We start from the raw sequence: 17,962 nt of genomic DNA on the forward strand, positions 1-17,962 counted from the left end.
GAACCACGGAAAGACCAGGACACGACGCTCGCTTGAGAGGCTTGCGCATGACGCAGTGCGTCACAATATACCGGCTTTGTGACAAAAAGGCCTTCACGTGCCCATTCCATGGGCGCAAAGTGCTATCAAAAAGATACTGACAATGCAGGTTTTCCGGGGTTTCAGGCATCCGGGCGTGGCTCCGGCCTGCGCCCTGACCATTGGCAATTTCGACGGTGTGCACCGTGGCCACCAGGCGATGCTGGGGCTGCTCAACACCGAGGCGCGGCTGCGCGGGCTGCCGAGCTGCGTGCTGACCTTCGAGCCGCACCCGCGCGACTACTTCGCGGCGCTCACCAAGCGGCCCGAACTGGCGCCGGCGCGCATCGGCACCCTGCGCGACAAGCTCGGCGAACTCGCCGCCGGCGGCGTGGCGCAGACCATCGTGCTGCCCTTCGACGCCCGGCTGGCCTCGCAGACGCCGGAAGAATTCATCCAGCACGTGCTGATCGAGGGCCTGGGCGCGCGCTACGTGCTGGTCGGCGACGATTTCCGCTTCGGCGCCAAGCGCGCCGGCGACTACGCGATGCTCGACCGCGCCGGCGAGCAGCACGGCTTCGACGTCGCCCGCATGAACAGCTACGAGGTGCATGGGCTGCGGGTGTCGAGTTCGGCCGTTCGCGAAGCGCTGGCCGACGGCCGGATGGGCGATGTCCAGTCCCTGCTGGGCCGGCCCTACGCGATCTCGGGCCATGTGGTCCACGGCCGCAAGCTGGGACGCGCCCTGGGCGCCTCGGCGCCGGGCCGCAACGACGGCTTCCGGACCCTCAACCTGCGCTTCAAGCACTGGAAGCCGGCCGCCAGCGGCATCTTCGCGGTGCTGGTGCACGGGCTGGCCGACGCGCCGCTGCCGGGGGTCGCCAACCTGGGCGTGCGCCCTTCGCTGGACGCCAACGACGTCAACGCCGGCCGGGTGTTGCTCGAAACCCACTGCCTCGATTGGCCCGCCGAACTGGGCAGCGAGGGGGCCTACGGTAAAATCGTGCGCGTGGAACTGCTGCACAAACTGCACGACGAATTGCGCTACACCAGCCTCGAGGCCCTGACGGCGGGCATCGCGAAGGATGGCCGCGACGCGCGCGCGTTCTTTGCATCCACCCACGCCGAGACCCATCGCCAGACCACGCGCGACCGAATTTAGAGCGGAAACCGTCGCTTTCCGCCGCGTTCGGCCGCCCTGGGATGCCAGGGGCCGCATGCCCCCCTCGATCCCCGAGCGCTGCAAGGCAGCGCAGATTTCTGGAACCCCCATGGCTGACACCAAGACCGACGGCGCCACCGACTACCGCGCCACGCTGAACCTGCCCGACACCCCCTTCCCGATGCGCGGCGACCTGCCCAAGCGCGAGCCGGGCTGGGTCAAGGAATGGCACGACGAAGGCCGCTACCAGCGCCTGCGCGACGCCCGCCACGGCGCGCCCAAGTTCATCCTGCACGACGGACCGCCCTACGCCAACGGCCAGATCCACATGGGCCACGCGGTGAACAAGATCCTGAAGGACATGATCACGAAGGCGCGCCAGCTCGAAGGCTACGACGCGCTCTACGTGCCGGGCTGGGACTGCCACGGGCTGCCGATCGAGAACGCGATCGAAAAGAAGTACGGCCGCAACCTGAGCCGCGACGAGATGCAGGCCAAGAGCCGTGCCTACGCCACCGAGCAGATCGCCCAGCAGATGGTCGACTTCCAGCGCCTGGGCGTGCTGGGCGAATGGGACCATCCCTACAAGACGATGGATTTCGCCAATGAAGCGGGCGAGCTGCGCGCCTTCAAGCGCGTGATCGAGCGCGGCTTCGTCTACCGGGGCCTGAAGCCGGTCTACTGGTGCTTCGACTGCGGCTCTTCGCTGGCCGAGTTCGAGATCGAGTACGCCGACAAGAAGTCGCAGACCCTCGACGTCGCCTTCAAGGCCCACGATCCGGCCAAGCTGGCGGCCGCCTTCGGCCTGCCGTCGCTGGCCAAGGACGCCTTCGCGGTCATCTGGACCACCACCGCCTGGACCATCCCGGCCAACCAGGCCATCAACCTCAACCCCGAGCTCGACTACGCGCTGGTCGACACCGAGCGCGGCCTGCTGGTGCTGGCGGCCTCCCTGGTCGAGATGTGCATGAACCGCTATGCGCTCGACGGCACCGTGCTGGCGACGGTCAAGGGCGAGAAGCTCGGCGGGCTCGAGTTCGAGCATCCGCTGTACGACGTCGATGCCGGCTTCCGCCGCCTGTCGCCGGTCTACCTGGCCGACTACGCGACCGCCGACGACGGCACCGGCCTGGTCCATTCATCGCCGGCCTACGGCCTGGACGACTTCAACTCCTGCGTGGCGCACGGCCTGTCCTACGACGACATCCTGAACCCGGTGCAGGGCAACGGCTCGTACGCGCCGGATTTCCCGCTGTTCGGCGGCCAGAACATCTGGAAGGCGGTGCCGGTGATCATCCAGGCGCTGCGCGATGCCGGCCGCCTGATGACGACCGAGGCCATCAGCCACAGCTACCCGCACTGCTGGCGCCACAAGACGCCGGTGATCTACCGCGCCGCGGCCCAGTGGTTCATCCGCATGGACGAGGGCGAAGGCGTGTTCACCAAGGACAAGGCGCCCAAGACGCTGCGCCAGACCGCGCTCGAAGCCATCGAACAGACCACCTTCTACCCGGAGAACGGCAAGGCGCGACTGCACGACATGATCGCCAACCGGCCCGACTGGTGCATCAGCCGGCAGCGCAGCTGGGGCGTGCCGATCCCGTTCTTCCTGCACAGGGATTCGGGCGAGCTGCACCCGCGCACGATGGAGATCCTCGACCAGGCCGCGGCGATCGTCGAGCAGGGCGGCATCGAGGCCTGGAGCCGCGTGACGACCGAGGAGATCCTCGGCGCCGAGGACGCGCCGCACTACACCAAGAGCACCGACATCCTCGAGGTCTGGTTCGATTCGGGCTCGACCTTCTGGCACGTGCTGCGCGGCACCCATCCGAACGTGCACCACGAGACCGGCCCCGAAGCCGATCTCTACCTCGAAGGCCACGACCAGCACCGCGGCTGGTTCCATTCGTCGCTGCTGATCGCCTGCGCGCTCGAAGGCCGCGCGCCCTATCGCGGCCTGCTCACGCACGGCTTCACGGTCGACAGCCAGGGCCGCAAGATGAGCAAGTCGCTCGGCAACGGCATCGACCCGCAGGAGGTCAACAAGAAGCTCGGCGCCGAGATCACCCGCCTGTGGGTGGCCGCCAGCGACTACTCGGGCGACATCGCGGGCGACGACAAGATCCTCGCGCGGGTGGTCGACGCCTATCGCCGGATCCGCAACACGCTGCGCTTCCTGCTGGCCAACACCAGCGACTTCGACATCGCGAAGGACGCGGTGCCGCTCGACCAGCTGCTCGAGATCGACCGCTACGCGCTTGCGCGTGCAGCCGAGTTCCAGGCCGAGATCCTCGCGCACTACAAGGTCTACGAGTTCCACCCGGTGGTGGCCAAGCTGCAGGTGTATTGCTCGGAAGACCTCGGCGCCTTCTACCTCGACGTGCTCAAGGACCGGCTCTACACCACCGCCCCCGGCTCGCATGCGCGCCGCAGCGCCCAGACCGCGCTCTGGCACATCACGCAGGCGATGCTGCGCTGGATGGCGCCGTTCCTGAGCTTCACGGCCGAGGAGGCCTGGAAGTTCTGCGGCGACGGCCGCTCGATCTTCGTCCAGACCTACAGCGACCTCGGCACGCCCGATACCGCCCTGCTGGCCAGGTGGACCCGCATCCGCGAGATCCGCGACGCGGTCAACAAGGAGATCGAGACCGTGCGCACCGCCGGCCAGGTCGGCTCCTCGCTGCAGGCCAACGTGGCAATCGCCGCCGCGGCCGACGACCATGCGCTGCTGGCCTCGCTGGCCGACGACCTGAAGTTCGTGCTGATCACCTCGGCGGTGACCCTGGCCGCGGGCGACGCCCTGTCGATCCAGGTGACGGCGAGCGCGGCGACCAAGTGCGAGCGCTGCTGGCACTGGCGCGACGACGTCGGCCACGATGCCGCGCATCCCGGCCTGTGCGGCCGCTGCACCAGCAACCTGTACGGCGCCGGAGAACAAAGGACGCTCGCCTGATGGCCCGCAAATCTTCGGGCGGGTCGGGCCTCGGCATCTGGCCCTGGCTCGGCCTCGCGCTGGTGATCGTCATCATCGACCAGTTCACCAAGACGCTGATCCTCGGCTACTACAAGTACGGCGACGCCACCTACGTCACCAGCTTCTTCAACGTGGTCCGGGCCCACAACACCGGCGCGGCCTTCTCGTTCCTGGCCGATTCGTCGGGCTGGCAGCGCTGGTTCTTCACCGCGATCGGCGTCGCCGCGGCGGTCTTCATCGTCTGGATGCTTAAGTCGCATGCCGGCCAGAAGCTGTTCTCGTTCTCGATGGCGGCGATCCTGGGCGGCGCGATCGGCAACGTGATCGACCGGATGATGCACGGCTACGTGGTCGACTTCCTCGACTTCCACCTCGCCGGGCGCCACTTCCCGGCCTTCAACGTCGCCGACAGCGCGATCACCATCGGAGCGATCTGCCTGATCCTCGACGAACTGCTGCGCGTGCGGCGCGGCAAGAAATAGCCCATGCGAGGGCGGCGTATAGTCGTCGCCTTCCATGAAGCATCTGTTGAATCTGCTCGCAGCCGTGGCGCTGCTGGTGTGGGGCACCCATCTCGTTCGCACCGGCGTGCTGCGCGTCTTCGGTGCGAACCTGCGCAAGATCCTGGTCCAGAGCATGCGCAACCGCTTCACGGCGGCCCTGTCGGGCATCGGCGTGACGGCCCTGGTGCAGTCGAGCACCGCGACCTCGCTCATGACCTCGTCCTTCGTCGGCCAGGGCCTCGTGACCCTGCCGGCCGCGCTGGCGGTGATGCGCGGCGCGGACATCGGCACCGCGCTGATGTCGGTGCTGTTCTCGGCCGACCTTTCGTGGCTGTCGCCGCTCTTCATCTTCGTCGGCGTGGTGCTGTTCATCACGCGGCCGTCCAGCGTGGCCGGGCGGGTCGGGCGCGTGCTGATCGGGCTCGGCCTGATGCTGCTCGCGCTGCAGCTGGTGGTCGCGGCCACCGGACCGCTGTTCGCCGGCCAGGCGATGCGCGAACTGCTGGGCAGCCTCGGCAGCGACGTGCTGCTCGAGATCACGATCGGCGCCGCGCTCGCGATCGTCGCCTATTCGAGCCTGGCGGTGGTCCTGCTGGTGGCGGCGATGGCGAGTTCGAACGTGGTGCCGCTCGACGTCGCCATGGGCCTGGTGCTCGGCGCCAACCTCGGCAGCGGCCTGCTGGCGGTGCTGACCACGGCCAAGTCGACGGTCGCCGTCCGGCAGGTCACGATCGGCAACCTGCTCTTCAAGCTGCTCGGCGTCGCGATCGCGGCACCTTTCGTCGGCCTCTGGCTGCGCGAGGTCCGGCCCTACATCTCGGACGCGACGCAGTTCGTCGTGCTCTACCACCTGGCCTTCAACGTGCTCGTCAGCCTCGGCTTCATCGGGCTCACCGACTGGGTCGCCGGGCTGGTGACGCGGCTGCTGCCGGAGCCGCCCGAGCCGGCCGCCACGCGGCGCCAGCAGCACCTGGACCCCTCGGCCCTGTCGACGCCGTCGCTGGCGATCTCCAACGCGGCGCGCGAGGCGCTGCACCAGGCCGACGTGGTCGAGACCATGCTGATCGGCGTGCTCAACGTGATCCGAAACAACGACCTGCGGCTGGCCCAGGAACTGCGCAAGCTCGACGACACGGTCGACGAGCTGTATTCGGCGATCAAGTACTACATGACGAAGATCTCGCGCGAGGCGCTGGGCGAGGAAGAGAGCCGGCGCTGGACCGACATCATCAGCTTCACGATCAACATGGAGCAGATCGGCGACATCATCGAGCGCGTGGTGATCGACATCGAGGACAAGAAGATCAAGCCGCAGCGCAACTTCTCCGAGGCCGGGATGCGCGAGATCGTCGAGCTGCATGAGCGGCTGGTGGCCAACCTGCGGCTGAGCATGAGCGTGTTCCTGAACGGCAGCGTGCGCGACGCCCAGAGGCTGCTGGAGGAAAAGGCGCGCTTCCGCGACCTGGAACGCGCCTACGCGACCACCCACCTGGGACGCCTGTCGGACCAGACCACGCTGAGCATCGAGACCAGCTCGCTGCACATCGACCTGATCAGCGACCTGAAGCGCATCAACTCGCACATCTGCTCGATCGCCTACCCGATCCTCGAGTCGGCCGGCGCGCTGGCCCCCACCCGGATGCGCGAATCGCGGCTAGGGGCGCTCTAGCCTACAGCGTGAGGATGGTGCAGCCGGTGGTCTTGCGGGCTTCCAGGTCGCGGTGCGCCTGCTGCACGTCTTCGAGTGGGTAGCGCTGGTCGATCGGGATCTTCACGGCGCCGCTCTCGACGATCGCGAACAGCTCGTCCGCCATCGCCTGGGTGGTTTCGCGCGTCGCGATGTGGGTGAACAGCGTCGGGCGCGTGACGTAGTACGAGCCCTTGGCCAGCAGGCCGAGGTTGAAGGCCGACACCGGCCCCGAGCCGTTGCCGAAGACCGCCAGCAGGCCGAAGGGCCGCAGGCAGGCCAGCGAGCCTTCGAAGGTGTCCTTGCCGACCGAGTCGTAGACCACCTTGACCCCCTTGCCGCCGGTGATCTCCTTCACGCGCTCGGCGAAGTTCTCCTTGCTGTAGTTGATCGCGTGCGCGGCGCCGTGGGCCAGCGCGAGCTGGCACTTGGCGTCGGTGCCGGCGGTGCCGATGAGCTGAAGGCCGAGCGCCTTCGCCCATTGGCAGGCGATCAGGCCGACGCCGCCGGCCGCGGCATGGAAGACGATGAAATCACCCGGCTGGAGGCCTTCGGCCGGCAAGGTCCGGCGCAGCAGGTACTGGGTCGTCAGGCCCTTCAGCATCATCGCGGCGCCGGTCTCGAAGGAGATCGCATCGGGCAGCTTGCAGACGGTCTTGGCCGGCATGACGCGCAGCTCGCAGTAGGAGCCCGGGGGCGGACTGGCGTAGGCCGCGCGGTCGCCGGCCTTCAGGTGCGTGACCCCCTCGCCCACCGCCTCGACCACGCCCGAAGCCTCCATGCCCAGCTGCAGCGGCATCGCGAACGGATAGAGCCCGCTGCGCTGGTAGGTGTCGATGAAGTTCAGGCCCACCGCCTTGTGGCGGATCCGGATCTCGCCGGGGCCGGGGTCCCCGACCTCGACCTCGACGATCTTGAGTTCCTCGGGACCGCCGTGGCGGTCGATGCGCACTGCCTTGCTCTTCATTCGCGTCTCCTGGTCGACGTGGATCAATAGGTTCCGGGGTAGGCGCCGCCGTCGGCCAGCAGGTTCTGGCCGGTGATGTAGCCGGCATGCATGCTGCAGAGGAAGGCGCAGATGGCGCCGAACTCGGCGGCAGTGCCGAAGCGGCCGGCCGGAATAGTCTTCTGCCGGCTGGCGCGGATCGCGTCGATGTCCTGGCCGGTCTTCTTGGCCGCGCCCACCAGCGTGCCCTTGAGCCGGTCGGTGTCGAACGCGCCCGGCAGCAGGTTGTTGAGGGTCACGCCCTTGGCCGCCAGCCCGGTGCGGGCCACGCCGGCGACGAAGCCGGTCAGGCCGCTGCGCGCGCCGTTGCTCAGGCCCAGGATGTCGATCGGCGCCTTGACCGAGCTCGAGGTGATGTTGACGATGCGCCCGAAGCCGCGCGCCGCCATGCCGTCGACCGTGGCCTTGATCAGCTCGATCGGCGTCAGCATGTTGGCGTCGAGCGCCTTGATCCAGGCCTCGCGGTCCCAGTCGCGGAAGTCGCCGGGCGGCGGGCCGCCGGCATTGGTGACCACGATGTCGAAGTCGGCGTGAAGCGCAAAAGCCGCGGCGCGGCCTTCGGGGGTCGTGATGTCGGCCGCCGCGTGCTTCACGAAGGGCTTGCCGGGCGCCGTCGCCGCCACGGCCTGCAGTTGCCTGGCCGCGGCGTCCAGCGCCTCGGCGCCGCGCGCCATGATCACCACGTTGACGCCCTCGCGCACCAGCGCTTCGGCGCAGCCGTAGCCCAAACCCTTGCTGGCGCCGCCCACCAGCGCCGTCCTGCCTGCGATACCCAGGTCCATGTTGATTCCTTCGGGCTCAGCGCCCCGTTCGTGTGAAGACAAAGATGCCGGTGACGACCAGCACCGTGCCGGCCGCGATCCAGAGGGTGAAGGGCTCGCCGAGCAGCAGCACCCCCATCAGAATCGTCGACATCGGCCCGACCATACCCGTTTGTGCCGCCATCGCGGGGCCGATGCGCTCGATCGCCATCATGACGGCGAGGACAGGCACCGCGGTGCACAGCGTGGCATTGAGCACCGACAGCCAGATCACCTCGGGCGCCACCTCGAAGGCCGCGCTCATCGGCCGCAGCAGCAGGAACTGGGCGATGCACAGCAGGCAGGCCACGCTGGTCGCCAGGCCGACCAGGCGCAGCGAGCCGAGCCGCTTGACGAACTCGCCGCTGGCGACCAGGTAGACCGCATAGCTCACCGCGCTCAGGAACACCAGCAGGGCGCCCCAGGCGGCGGCCGCGCTCTGGCCCAGGCTGACTTCGTGGCCGAACACCAGCAGCACGCCCGAATAGCTGACCGCCATGCCGGCGAACTGCCAGCGCGTGATGCGGCGCCGGTAGGCGATCCAGCCAAACAGCAGCACCAGGGTCGGGTTGAGGTAGAGGATCAGCCGCTCGAGACTGGCCGTGATGTAGGCCAGGCCGGCGAAGTCGAGAAAGCTCGACAGGTAGTAGCCCGAGAAGCCCAGCCCGACGACCCCGAACCAGTCGCGCCGCGTGAGCGCCGGCTTGCCGCGCCCGGCCCACCACGCCATCAGGGCGAACAGCGGCAGCGCGAACAGCATGCGCAGCATGATCAGCGTCACGGCGTCGACACCGTGGCGGTAGGCCAGCTTGACGATGATCGCCTTGCCGCTGAAGGCGATGGCGCCGAAGGTGGCGAGCGCCAAGCCCGGCGCGAGGCTCTTGCGTGCGGCGTGGTGCGTCGCGGCCTGGGCTTGCATCAAGGCGTCAGAAGCCGGCGGCCAAGCCGTCGCGGCGCGCATCGCTGGCGGCCACGTAGCCTTCGACCGCCGGATCGCCCGCGCGCCAGATGAACTGGCCGGCGCCGAAGTCCTGGTAGGAGTCGTTGATGACGTCGACCTTGTGGCCGAGCGCCGACAGCCCCTGCACGGTGGCCGGGTCCATCGCGGCCTCGACGTTGATCTCGACCCCCGAGTTGAAGCGCCAGCGCGGTGCGTCGCAGGCCGCCTGCGGGTTCTGCCCGTAGTCGAGCATGCGCACCAGCGTCTGCATGTGGCCCTGCGGCTGCATGTTGCCGCCCATTACGCCGAAGCTCATGACCGGCGCGCCGTCCTTGGTGAGGAAGGCCGGGATGATGGTGTGGAACGGGCGCTTGCCCGGTGCCACCAGGTTCGGGCTGCCGTCCTTGAGGCTGAAGCCGTGGCCGCGGTTCTGCAGGCTGATGCCGAACTCGGGCTCGACGCAGCCCGAGCCGAAGCCCATGTAGTTGCTCTGGATGAAGCTCACCATCATGCCGCTCTCGTCGGCCGCGGTCAGGTAGATGGTGCCGCCCTTGACCGGGTTGCCGGCCTGGAAGTCCTGCGCCTTGTTCACGTCGATGAGTTTGGCACGCGAGGCCAGGTAGGCGCCATCGAGCATTTGCAGCGGTGCCACCTCCATCGACGATGGCTCGGACACGTAGCGGTAGGTGTCGGCGAAAGCCAGCTTCATGGCCTCGATCTGCAGGTGCTGGGAGCGCACCGAGTCGACCGGGATCGAGCCGATGTCGAAATGCTCGAGGATGCCCAGGGCGATCAGCGCCGCGATGCCCTGCCCGTTGGGCGGGATCTCGTGCAGCCGGTGGCCGCGGTAGTCCTGGCCGATGGGCTCGACCCATTCGGGCTTCCAGCCGGCGAGGTCGCTGGCCTTCAGGCTGCCGCCGTTCTGGTTCGAGAACTTCTCCAGCGCGGCGGCGATCTCGCCGCCGTAGAAGGCGTCGCCCTTGGTGGCCGCGATGGCCTTCAAGGCGTGCGCGGCGGCCGGGAAGCGGAACAGCTCGCCGACTTCGGGCGCGCGGCCCCAGGGCAGGAAAGTCTGTGCGAAACCCGGCTGCGCCTGGAGCACCGGCGTCGCCGCGGCCCACTTCTGCTGCACCACCGGCGGCATCAGGTAGCCACGCTCGGCGATCTCGATCGCGGGCGCCATGAGGTCGGCGAAGGGCAGCTTGCCGAAGCGCTCCGACAGCGCGACCCAGCTGCCCACCGCGCCCGGCACCGTGACCGAGTCCATGCCGCGCATCGGCGGCGTCGCGGCGTCGGCGCCGTGCTTCTTGCGGAAATACTCGGGCGTCCACGCAGCGGGCGCGCAGCCCGAGGCGTTGAGGCCGTGCAGCTTCTTGCCGTCCCAGAGGATGCAGAAGGCATCGCTGCCGAGGCCGTTGCTGACCGGCTCGACCAGCGTCATGACCGCCGCGGTCGCCACCGCGGCGTCGACCGCATTGCCGCCCTGCTGCAGGATCCGCAGGCCGGCCTGGGCCGCCAGCGGGTGCGAGGTCGAGACGACGTTGCGGGCGAAGACCGGAATGCGGGTCGTGGTGTAGGGGTTTGCGTAGTCGAATTTCATGTCAGTCGCCCGTGATCTTCCTGTCGGTGATGATCTGCTTCCATTTGGCCGCGTCGGCCGCCACCAGGCTCGCGAACTGCGCCGGCGTGCTGGTGGTGGGCTCGATGCCCAGGCGTGCCAGCTTGTCGCGGACCTCCGGGTCGCTCAGCGACTGGTTGGCGGCGGTGTTGATGCGGGCCACCATGTCGGCCGGCAGGCCCTTCGGGCCGTAGAGGCCGAACCAGGTGTTGGACTCGAAGCCCGGCAGCACATCGGCGATCGGCGGCAGCTCGGGCGCCAGCGGGCTGCGCTTGAGCGTGGTCACGCCCAGCGCACGCAGCCGGCCGTCGCGCACGTGCGGCATGCCGGTCGGCAGCGAATCGAACAGCACGTCGACCTTGCCGGTGATCAGGTCGGGGATCGCCAGCGCCGTGCCCTTGTACGGGATGTGGGTGACGAACACGCCGGCCTGCGACTTGAACAGCTCGGCCGTGAGCTGGACGATCGTGCCGTTGCCGCTCGACGCGTAGTTGAGCTTGCCGGGGTTCTTCTTGGCGTAGTCGATCCACTCGCGCACCGTCTTGGCGGGCGAGTTGTTGGGCACCAGCATGATGCTCGGCGCATCGCCCACGTGGGCGATCGGCGTGAAGTCGCGCACCGTGTCGTAGGGCAGCTTGGGGGTGATCGCCGGGCCGATCGAATGGGTGCTGGTGGTGGCCAGCAGCAGCGTGTAGCCGTCGGGCGGCGCCTTGGCGGCCATGTCGGAACCGATCGCGCCGCCGGCGCCGGGCTTGTTGTCGATCACCAGCGTGGTGCCGAGCTTCTCGCCCATCTTCTGCGACAAGGTGCGCGCGAACAGGTCGGTGGCGCCGCCGGCCGGAAACGGCACGATCAGGCGGATCGGCTTGGTCGGATAGCCCTGCGCGAGGCTGGCGGAGGACGCTGCCAGGCACAACGCAGCGGCACAGGCCTGGATGAACTGGATTCGTTTCATGGTCTCGATTTTGTTCCCTGTGGACGGAATTCCGATGCTATGCAAGGCTGGCGCATCAAGCCAGATAATCCGGTTTATCGAACTATGAATTGAACTTATGACGCGGATCGCCGGCGAAGAGATCTCCCTGCAGCAGCTGCGGGCGCTGGCGGCGGTCGCCGACACCGGCAGCTTCACCCTGGCGGCGGAGGCCTTGCAGCTGACCCAGCCCGCGATCAGCCACCTGATCAAGCGCATGGAACACGAACTCGGCCAGCCGCTGGTCGTGCGCGGCCGCCGCATCCGCATCACCAATGCGGGCCAGATGATGGTCGACACCGCGGTGCGCGCGCTGCGGCTGATCGACGAGTCGGTCGGCGCCTGCCGCTCGCAGTCCCAGCTGCGCGAAGGGCGCGTGGTGCTGGCAGTGGGCCACCTCACGGCGGGCGCGCTGCTGCCGCCCCTGCTGGGCCGGTTCTCGCAGCAGTACCCGGCGCTCGCGACCACGCTGATGGACAGCACGGCCGAGCAGATGATTTCGCGGATCCTGTCGCAGGAGGCCGACCTGGGCTTCGGCTCGGACATCGGCCAGCGGCATTCGGAACTGGCGACCGAGCCGCTGTTCGTCGAGCGGATGGCCCTGTTCGTTCGCGACGACCATCCGCTGGCGCAGCGGGTGGTGATCGATGCCCGCCACCTGGAGTCGCTGCCGTTCATCCATGTCAATCCGGACGCCAACATCTGGCGCGCGGTCAGCCGGCAGCTGTCGAGCGTGGCCAACGTGTACCCGCGGGTGGCCCATCACGTGTCGATGCTGTCGACGGCCTTCGGGCTGATCCAGGCCGGTGCCGGCGTCGCGCTGCTGCCGCGCTACGTCGAGGTCCTGATGCCGGGCAACCTGCGGGCGGTGACGGTCACGCGCCCGACGCTGGAATATCCGGTGGTCGCCGTGCGGCTGGCCAAGCATCCGCTCAACCCCGCCGCCCTGGCCTTCCTGGCCATGGCGCGGCAGCACATGAAGCCGCCGCGCGCGCCCAAGCCGGCATGAAAAAACGGCACCCGAAGGTGCCGTTTTCTTGCTTGCCGCGAGGCGCAGGGGGATCAATCCTCGACGAAGGCTTCTTCGCGCTTGGACTTCACCGCCGGCAGCAGCACGATGATCAGCAGCAGCAGCGCCGCGGCCAGCAGGCCGGCCGAGATCGGCCGCGTCACGAAGACGATCCAGTCGCCGCGCGACAGCAGCAGGGCGCGGCGCAGGTTCTCTTCCATCATCGGCCCAAGGATGAAGCCCAGCAGCAGCGGTGCCGGCTCGCAGCCCAGCTTGAAGAAGGCATAGCCGATGAAGCCGAAGGCCGCCACGATCCAGATGTCGAAGGTGTTGTTGTTGGTCGAGTAGACGCCGATGGCGCAGAACAGCACGATCGCCGGGAACAGGTACTTGTAGGGCACCGACAGCAGCTTGATCCACATGCCGATCAGCGGCAGGTTCAGGATGATCAGCATCGCGTTGCCGAGCCACATCGAGGCGATCAGGCCCCAGAACAGCTCGGGGTTGCTGGTCATGACCTGCGGACCCGGCTGGATGTTGTGGATCGTCATCGCGCCGACCATCAGCGCCATCACGGCGTTGGGCGGAATGCCCAGCGTGAGCAGCGGGATGAAGGAAGTCTGGGCGCCGGCGTTGTTGGCCGACTCGGGCGCGGCCACGCCGCGGATGTTGCCCTTGCCGAACGGCACTTCGCCCGGATGCAGCTTGGTCTTCTTCTCGATCGTGTAGGCCGCGAAGGCCGCCAGCAGCGCGCCGCCGCCGGGCAGGATGCCCAGCGCCGCGCCGAGCGCCGTGCCGCGCAGCACGGCGGGCGTCATGCGCTTGAAGTCTTCCTTGGTCGGGAACAGGCCGGAGACCTTGGCGGTGAAGACTTCGCGGTCTTCTTCCGGCCGCGACAGGTTGGCGATGATTTCACCGTAGCCGAACACGCCCATGGCGATGGCGACGAAGCCGATGCCGTCGGTCAGTTCGGGGATGTCGAAGCTGAAACGCGCCACGCCCGAATTGACGTCGGTGCCGACCAGGCCCAGCAGCAGGCCGAGCACGATCATGGCGATCGCCTTGAGCAGCGAGCCCGAGGCCAGCACCACGGCGCCGATCAGGCCGAGGATCATCAGCGAGAAATACTCGGCCGGGCCGAACTTGAAGGCCAGTTCGGTAAGCGGCGGCGCGAAGGCCGCCAGGATCAGCGTGCCCACGCAGCCGGCGAAGAAGGACCCGAGGCCGGCCGCAGCAAGCGCAGGCCCGGCCCGCCCCTTGCGTGCCATCTGGTAGCCGTCGATCACGGTCACGACGGAGGACGATTCGCCCGGCAGGTTGACCAGGATGGCGGTGGTGGAGCCGCCGTACTGAGCGCCGTAGTAGATGCCGGCCAGCATGATCAGCGCCGACACCGGCGGCAGTGCATAGGTCGCCGGCAGCAGCATCGCGATGGTGGCGACCGGGCCGATGCCCGGCAGCACGCCGATCAGCGTGCCCAGGATGCAGCCGACCAGGCAGTACAGCAGGTTGGTGAAGGTGAACGCGACACCGAAACCGAGGGAGAGGTTGTTGAGAAGTTCCATTTGCCAGTCCTCAGCCCGTGATGAAGGTGGGCCACACCTGGATTTGCAGCTTGAGCGCCCAGATGAAGGCGACATAGCTGCCGACGGCCAGCACGGTGGCGAGGATCAGGACCTTCGGCAGGTTGAACTCGCTGCCCGCCAGGCTGGAGATGAGGACCAGCGCGTAGATCGCGATGATCATGCCCATGGCCGGCACGCCGATGCTCGGCAGGCCGCCGAGCAGGACGCCGAACGCCAGGTTGGCGCCCAGGATGTAGACCACTTGCTTCCAGGCCCACTTGCCGACCTTCTCGCCATCCTCGGTCTCGACCGTGAGGCCGGTGAACATGATCACCAGGCCGATGACGGCCATGAGGATGCCGAGCATCAGCGGGAAGTAGCCGGGGCCCATGCGGGCGCCGTTGCCGACGTTGTAGGTCGTCGCGCCCCAGGCGAAGGCGACTCCCACGACGGCGAACATCACCCCCGAGAAGAAGTCTTTCTGACTCTTGATTTTCACGAACAGTCTCCACGAAAAAACTCGATCGGAGATTGTGTGGTCAGCTGCGAGTCAGCTCGATGTGGATTCCACCTATCGGATTTTCAGGGTAATCCCTGGTTGCCTCACTCCAGTGGCGGGGTGGCGCTCAGCACTTCCTCGATCGTGGTCACGCCTTCGGCGACCCGCAGCGCGCCGGCCAGCCGCAGTGGCCGCATGCCGTCGACCACGGCCTGGCGGCGCAGGCCGATCGTGTTCGGTTCCTTGGTGACCAGGGCCTTGAATTCTTCGCTGACGCTCAGCAGTTCGTAGAGGCCCATGCGGCCCATGTAGCCGGTCATGCGGCAATCGACGCAGCCGACCGGCTTGTAGGCCCGCACCGAGCCGCTGATCTGCCAGGGCTTGACGAACTCGGCCAGCTTCTCGCGCGTGACCGTCTCGTCGGGCTGCTTGCAGTTGGGGCACAGCGTGCGCACCAGGCGCTGCGCCAGCACGCCGAGCATCACGGCGGTGATCAGGTAGGAGGGCACGCCCAGCTCCATCAGCCGCGTGATCGCGCTCGGCGCGTCGTTGGTGTGCAGGGTGCTGAACACCAGGTGGCCGGTGAGCGCCGCCTGCACCGCCATCTCGGCGGTGGCGAGGTCGCGGATCTCGCCGACCATGATGATGTCCGGGTCCTGCCGCATCAGCGCCCGCAGTCCTTCTGTGAAGCCGAAGTCGAGCTGGTGCTGCACCTGGGTCTGGTTGAACGAGGGCTCGATCATCTCGATCGGGTCCTCGACCGTGCTGACGTTGACCTCCTCGGTCGCGATCCGCTTGAGCGTGGAGTACAGCGTGGTGGTCTTGCCGGAGCCGGTCGGCCCGGTCACCAGGATGATGCCGTGCGGACGCGTCACGAGCTTCTCCCAGCGCTGGGCGTCGTGCGGGACGAAGCCGAGGGCGTCGAGGTCCTTGACCGCGGTGTCGGGGTCGAAGATCCGCATCACCATCTTCTCGCCGAAGGCCGTGGGCAAGGTCGACAGCCGCATCTCGACCTCGTCGCCGCGCAGGTTGCGGGTCTTGATGCGGCCATCGAGCGGACGCCGCTTCTCGACCACGTCCATCCGCCCGAGCAGCTTGATGCGCGCCACCATGGCGTTCAGCACGCCCATCGGCATCTGGTAGGCCGGGTGCAGCACGCCGTCGATGCGGAAGCGGATCATGCCCTGGTCGCGCCTGGGCTCGAGGTGGATGTCGCTGGCCCGCTGGTCGAAGGCGTACTGCCACAGCCAGTCGACCACCTGCACCACGCTCTGGTCGTTGGCATCGAGCTGCTTGTTGCTCTTGCCGAGCTCGACCAGCTGTTCGAAGCTGGCGCCGCCGGTGTTGCCGCCGGCCTTCTGCGCCGCGCGCACCGACTTGGCGAGCGAGAAGAACTCGGCCGTATAGCGCTGGATGTCGGTCGGATTGGCGACCACCCGGCGCACCGAGCGGCGCGACTGGCGCTCGACCTCGGCGATCCAGTCGGTCAGGAAGGGCTCGGCCGTGGCCACCACCACCTCGCTGGCCGTGACCTGCACCGGCAGCACCTTGTGCCGCTCGGCGTAGGCCGCGCTCATGGTGTCGGCCACCTTGCCGACGTCGACCTTGAGCGGATCGATGCGCAGGTACGCCAGCCCGGCCCGGCCGGCCAGCCACTGGGTCAGCATCTCGAGGTCGAGCGGCTTGCCGTCGCTCTCGCGGGTCATCGCGACATTGGCCAGCCGCACCATCGGCGGCTGGCGGCTCTCGGCCTGGGCGCAGCGCGCCAGCGTGCGCTTGGCCTCGACCGGCGAGATCAGGCCGTCCTTGGCCAGCCATTCGATCAGGTGGCGCAGGACCAGGGGCCCTTCGTGGCGGGCGGCATCGGATGCGGTGGCGGGCAAGGCGCTCATGAGGCGGTCAACTCTGCGGTTTGAACACCCGCAGCCACTTCGGCGCAGGCAGGCCCCAGCGAGTCTGGATGCTTTGGGCCCGGTCGGCAAGCGCGGGACGCTTCGGACGGCTGGCGCTCGCCTGGGCCAGCACCACGGTGTTGCCCTCGCGCGTCGGCTTGAAGGCCCAGACCGCCTCGGCACCGAAGGCGGCCACGATCTTCTCGAGGCTGCGCTCGTAGCTCGACGAGCGGCCGAAGAGATTGACCGTCATCGCGCCGTCCTCAGTGAGCAGCGCACGGCAATCGGCATAGAAGGCCTCGCTGTCGAGCACCGGCGCCGCCGCCTCGTGGTCGTAGAGATCGACCTGGAGCGCGTCGACCGTGCCGTGCCAGCGCGGCTTGCGGATTTCGGCGGCGGCATCGGCGACCACGATCTCGAGCTTGGCGTCGTCGGCCGGCAGCTTGAACCAGCCGCGGCAGGCCGCCACCACCTGCGGGTTCAGCTCGACCGCGGTGGTGCGCATGCGCAGCGTCTTGCGGCAGAACTTGGTCAGGCTCGCCGCCCCCAGGCCGAGCTGCATCGCATGCAGCTTCGCGACGCACGCGGGGTCGACGAACAGCAGCCAGGCCATCATGCGCTGCACGTACTCGAGCTCGATCTCGAAAGGTGCATCGAGCTTCATCGAACCCTGCACCCATTCGGTGCCCAGGTGCAGGTAGCGGACGTCGCCCCAGTCGGAGAAATTGACCTCGGGAAGGGAGAGCTTCATGGAATGACCAGATACCTTTCAAAGACTTCGCGCCAGGCCTCGACCTTGCGATCGAAGGGCCAGCTCGCATTGGCCGCGCTCGACGAAGGCAGCCGGTGCACCGGCACGCCCAGCGCCTGCGTGTGCCGCGCATGCCGGAAACTCTCTGCGCCGTTGTGCGCGATGGCGGCGAGCCGGGGCAGCCGCAGGCTCGAGATGTCGTTCGCAACCGGGTCGCGGATGGCCGAATCGAGGCTGCCTTCGCGTTCGCAGCTGGCATAGACATCCCACACGCCCAGGCCGCGGTCGAGCAGCCAAGCGCTACGCTTTTCATAGCTGTCTTCGCCCGCTGGCAGCGGCTTTCCGGGCCACAGCGCCTGCAAAATCTTCCAGAAATGATTCTGCGGGTGCGCATAATACCGCTGCTGCGCGATCGACCGGGCTCCAGGAAAGCTGCCGAGGATCAACAAGGCGGTGTTCCCGGAAACGATTGGCGCGAGCCCCGTGAGCACGGCCTTGGCGTCGCCTGGGCGCGAGACCGGCTTATTCATAACGACGAACGCTGCACGGCCGGCCGAAGCATCGG

At 68.0% G+C, this 17,962-nt stretch carries 15 protein-coding genes; 5 read left to right on the forward strand and 10 right to left on the reverse strand.

What is annotated here, in order from left to right; all coding sequences use genetic code 11:
• Window positions 1-142 precede the first annotated feature (142 nt).
• The 4 genes from QTI68_RS23330 (at window position 143) to QTI68_RS23345 (ending at window position 6,326) form a co-directional block, all read left to right on the forward strand.
• Window positions 143-1,180 carry a bifunctional riboflavin kinase/FAD synthetase gene (locus QTI68_RS23330; protein WP_286524928.1) on the forward strand — a complete coding sequence of 346 codons (1,038 nt, stop codon included), beginning with the start codon at window positions 143-145 and terminating at the stop codon, window positions 1,178-1,180.
• A gap of 109 nt (window positions 1,181-1,289) precedes the next feature.
• Window positions 1,290-4,133 (forward strand): isoleucine--tRNA ligase, encoded by a 2,844-nt coding sequence (gene ileS / locus QTI68_RS23335; protein ID WP_286524930.1) that lies wholly within the window; start codon window positions 1,290-1,292, stop codon window positions 4,131-4,133.
• A complete protein-coding gene (gene lspA / locus QTI68_RS23340) occupies window positions 4,133-4,636 on the forward strand; it encodes a signal peptidase II (protein ID WP_286524932.1) in 504 nt (167 codons plus the stop codon). The genes ileS and lspA overlap by 1 nt, the downstream gene beginning before the upstream one ends.
• A gap of 34 nt (window positions 4,637-4,670) precedes the next feature.
• The gene (locus QTI68_RS23345) at window positions 4,671-6,326 is read left to right on the forward strand and encodes a Na/Pi cotransporter family protein (protein ID WP_286524934.1); all 1,656 of its coding nucleotides are present in this window, start codon (window positions 4,671-4,673) and stop codon (window positions 6,324-6,326) included.
• A 1-nt stretch (window position 6,327) separates the two neighbouring features.
• Here QTI68_RS23345 and QTI68_RS23350 read toward each other — a convergent pair whose 3' ends face one another.
• Genes QTI68_RS23350 through QTI68_RS23370 form a run of 5 tightly spaced genes read right to left on the reverse strand, consistent with a single transcriptional unit; the run spans window position 6,328 to window position 11,663 of the window.
• Window positions 6,328-7,311 carry a quinone oxidoreductase family protein gene (locus QTI68_RS23350; protein ID WP_286524935.1) on the reverse strand — a complete coding sequence of 328 codons (984 nt, stop codon included), beginning with the start codon at window positions 7,309-7,311 and terminating at the stop codon, window positions 6,328-6,330.
• Window positions 7,312-7,334: 23 nt separating this feature from the next.
• The gene (locus QTI68_RS23355) at window positions 7,335-8,132 is read right to left on the reverse strand and encodes an SDR family oxidoreductase (protein WP_286524937.1); all 798 of its coding nucleotides are present in this window, start codon (window positions 8,130-8,132) and stop codon (window positions 7,335-7,337) included.
• A gap of 16 nt (window positions 8,133-8,148) precedes the next feature.
• Window positions 8,149-9,069, reverse strand: a complete 921-nt coding sequence (locus QTI68_RS23360) for a DMT family transporter (protein WP_286524938.1) — start codon at window positions 9,067-9,069, stop codon at window positions 8,149-8,151.
• A 7-nt stretch (window positions 9,070-9,076) separates the two neighbouring features.
• Window positions 9,077-10,690, reverse strand: coding sequence for a gamma-glutamyltransferase family protein (locus tag QTI68_RS23365; RefSeq protein ID WP_286524940.1), 1,614 nt, complete (start codon window positions 10,688-10,690; stop codon window positions 9,077-9,079).
• A 1-nt stretch (window position 10,691) separates the two neighbouring features.
• The gene (locus QTI68_RS23370) at window positions 10,692-11,663 is read right to left on the reverse strand and encodes a tripartite tricarboxylate transporter substrate binding protein (RefSeq protein WP_286524941.1); all 972 of its coding nucleotides are present in this window, start codon (window positions 11,661-11,663) and stop codon (window positions 10,692-10,694) included.
• 97 nt (window positions 11,664-11,760) lie between these two features.
• Between QTI68_RS23370 and QTI68_RS23375 the strand changes: the two genes are divergently transcribed.
• Window positions 11,761-12,690 carry a LysR family transcriptional regulator gene (locus QTI68_RS23375; RefSeq protein ID WP_286524942.1) on the forward strand — a complete coding sequence of 310 codons (930 nt, stop codon included), beginning with the start codon at window positions 11,761-11,763 and terminating at the stop codon, window positions 12,688-12,690.
• A 53-nt stretch (window positions 12,691-12,743) separates the two neighbouring features.
• Here the strand turns inward: QTI68_RS23375 and QTI68_RS23380 are convergent, their stop codons facing one another.
• The 5 genes from QTI68_RS23380 to QTI68_RS23400 form a co-directional block, all read right to left on the reverse strand.
• Complete coding sequence (locus QTI68_RS23380) at window positions 12,744-14,255, reverse strand: tripartite tricarboxylate transporter permease (RefSeq protein WP_286524943.1); 1,512 nt, start codon at window positions 14,253-14,255, stop codon at window positions 12,744-12,746.
• A 10-nt stretch (window positions 14,256-14,265) separates the two neighbouring features.
• Complete coding sequence (locus QTI68_RS23385) at window positions 14,266-14,754, reverse strand: tripartite tricarboxylate transporter TctB family protein (RefSeq protein ID WP_286524945.1); 489 nt, start codon at window positions 14,752-14,754, stop codon at window positions 14,266-14,268.
• Between the two features lie 104 nt (window positions 14,755-14,858).
• Window positions 14,859-16,646 carry a type IV pilus assembly ATPase TfpB gene (gene tfpB / locus QTI68_RS23390; RefSeq protein WP_286524947.1) on the reverse strand — a complete coding sequence of 596 codons (1,788 nt, stop codon included), beginning with the start codon at window positions 16,644-16,646 and terminating at the stop codon, window positions 14,859-14,861.
• A gap of 7 nt (window positions 16,647-16,653) precedes the next feature.
• Window positions 16,654-17,397, reverse strand: coding sequence for a class I SAM-dependent methyltransferase (locus QTI68_RS23395; RefSeq protein WP_286524948.1), 744 nt, complete (start codon window positions 17,395-17,397; stop codon window positions 16,654-16,656).
• A complete protein-coding gene (locus QTI68_RS23400) occupies window positions 17,394-17,927 on the reverse strand; it encodes a DNA-deoxyinosine glycosylase (protein WP_286524949.1) in 534 nt (177 codons plus the stop codon). Before QTI68_RS23400 ends, QTI68_RS23395 begins: the two co-directional genes overlap by 4 nt.
• Window positions 17,928-17,962 lie beyond the last annotated feature (35 nt).

It is taken from the genome of Variovorax sp. J31P207 (genome assembly GCF_030316965.1).
GTDB classification, from domain to species: Bacteria; Pseudomonadota; Gammaproteobacteria; order Burkholderiales; family Burkholderiaceae_C; genus Variovorax; species Variovorax ginsengisoli_B.

Coding starts and splice junctions, on each gene's coding strand:
- QTI68_RS23345 (WP_286524934.1), top strand. CDS start 4,671: ATGAAGCATCTGTTGAATCTGCTCGCAGCCGTGGCGCTGCTGGTGTGG.
- QTI68_RS23380 (WP_286524943.1), bottom strand. CDS start 14,255: ATGGAACTTCTCAACAACCTCTCCCTCGGTTTCGGTGTCGCGTTCACC.
- QTI68_RS23330 (WP_286524928.1), top strand. CDS start 143: ATGCAGGTTTTCCGGGGTTTCAGGCATCCGGGCGTGGCTCCGGCCTGC.
- QTI68_RS23375 (WP_286524942.1), top strand. CDS start 11,761: ATGACGCGGATCGCCGGCGAAGAGATCTCCCTGCAGCAGCTGCGGGCG.
- lspA (WP_286524932.1), top strand. CDS start 4,133: ATGGCCCGCAAATCTTCGGGCGGGTCGGGCCTCGGCATCTGGCCCTGG.
- ileS (WP_286524930.1), top strand. CDS start 1,290: ATGGCTGACACCAAGACCGACGGCGCCACCGACTACCGCGCCACGCTG.
- QTI68_RS23395 (WP_286524948.1), bottom strand. CDS start 17,397: ATGAAGCTCTCCCTTCCCGAGGTCAATTTCTCCGACTGGGGCGACGTC.
- QTI68_RS23400 (WP_286524949.1), bottom strand. CDS start 17,927: ATGAATAAGCCGGTCTCGCGCCCAGGCGACGCCAAGGCCGTGCTCACG.
- QTI68_RS23350 (WP_286524935.1), bottom strand. CDS start 7,311: ATGAAGAGCAAGGCAGTGCGCATCGACCGCCACGGCGGTCCCGAGGAA.
- tfpB (WP_286524947.1), bottom strand. CDS start 16,646: ATGAGCGCCTTGCCCGCCACCGCATCCGATGCCGCCCGCCACGAAGGG.
- QTI68_RS23370 (WP_286524941.1), bottom strand. CDS start 11,663: ATGAAACGAATCCAGTTCATCCAGGCCTGTGCCGCTGCGTTGTGCCTG.
- QTI68_RS23355 (WP_286524937.1), bottom strand. CDS start 8,132: ATGGACCTGGGTATCGCAGGCAGGACGGCGCTGGTGGGCGGCGCCAGC.
- QTI68_RS23360 (WP_286524938.1), bottom strand. CDS start 9,069: ATGCAAGCCCAGGCCGCGACGCACCACGCCGCACGCAAGAGCCTCGCG.
- QTI68_RS23365 (WP_286524940.1), bottom strand. CDS start 10,690: ATGAAATTCGACTACGCAAACCCCTACACCACGACCCGCATTCCGGTC.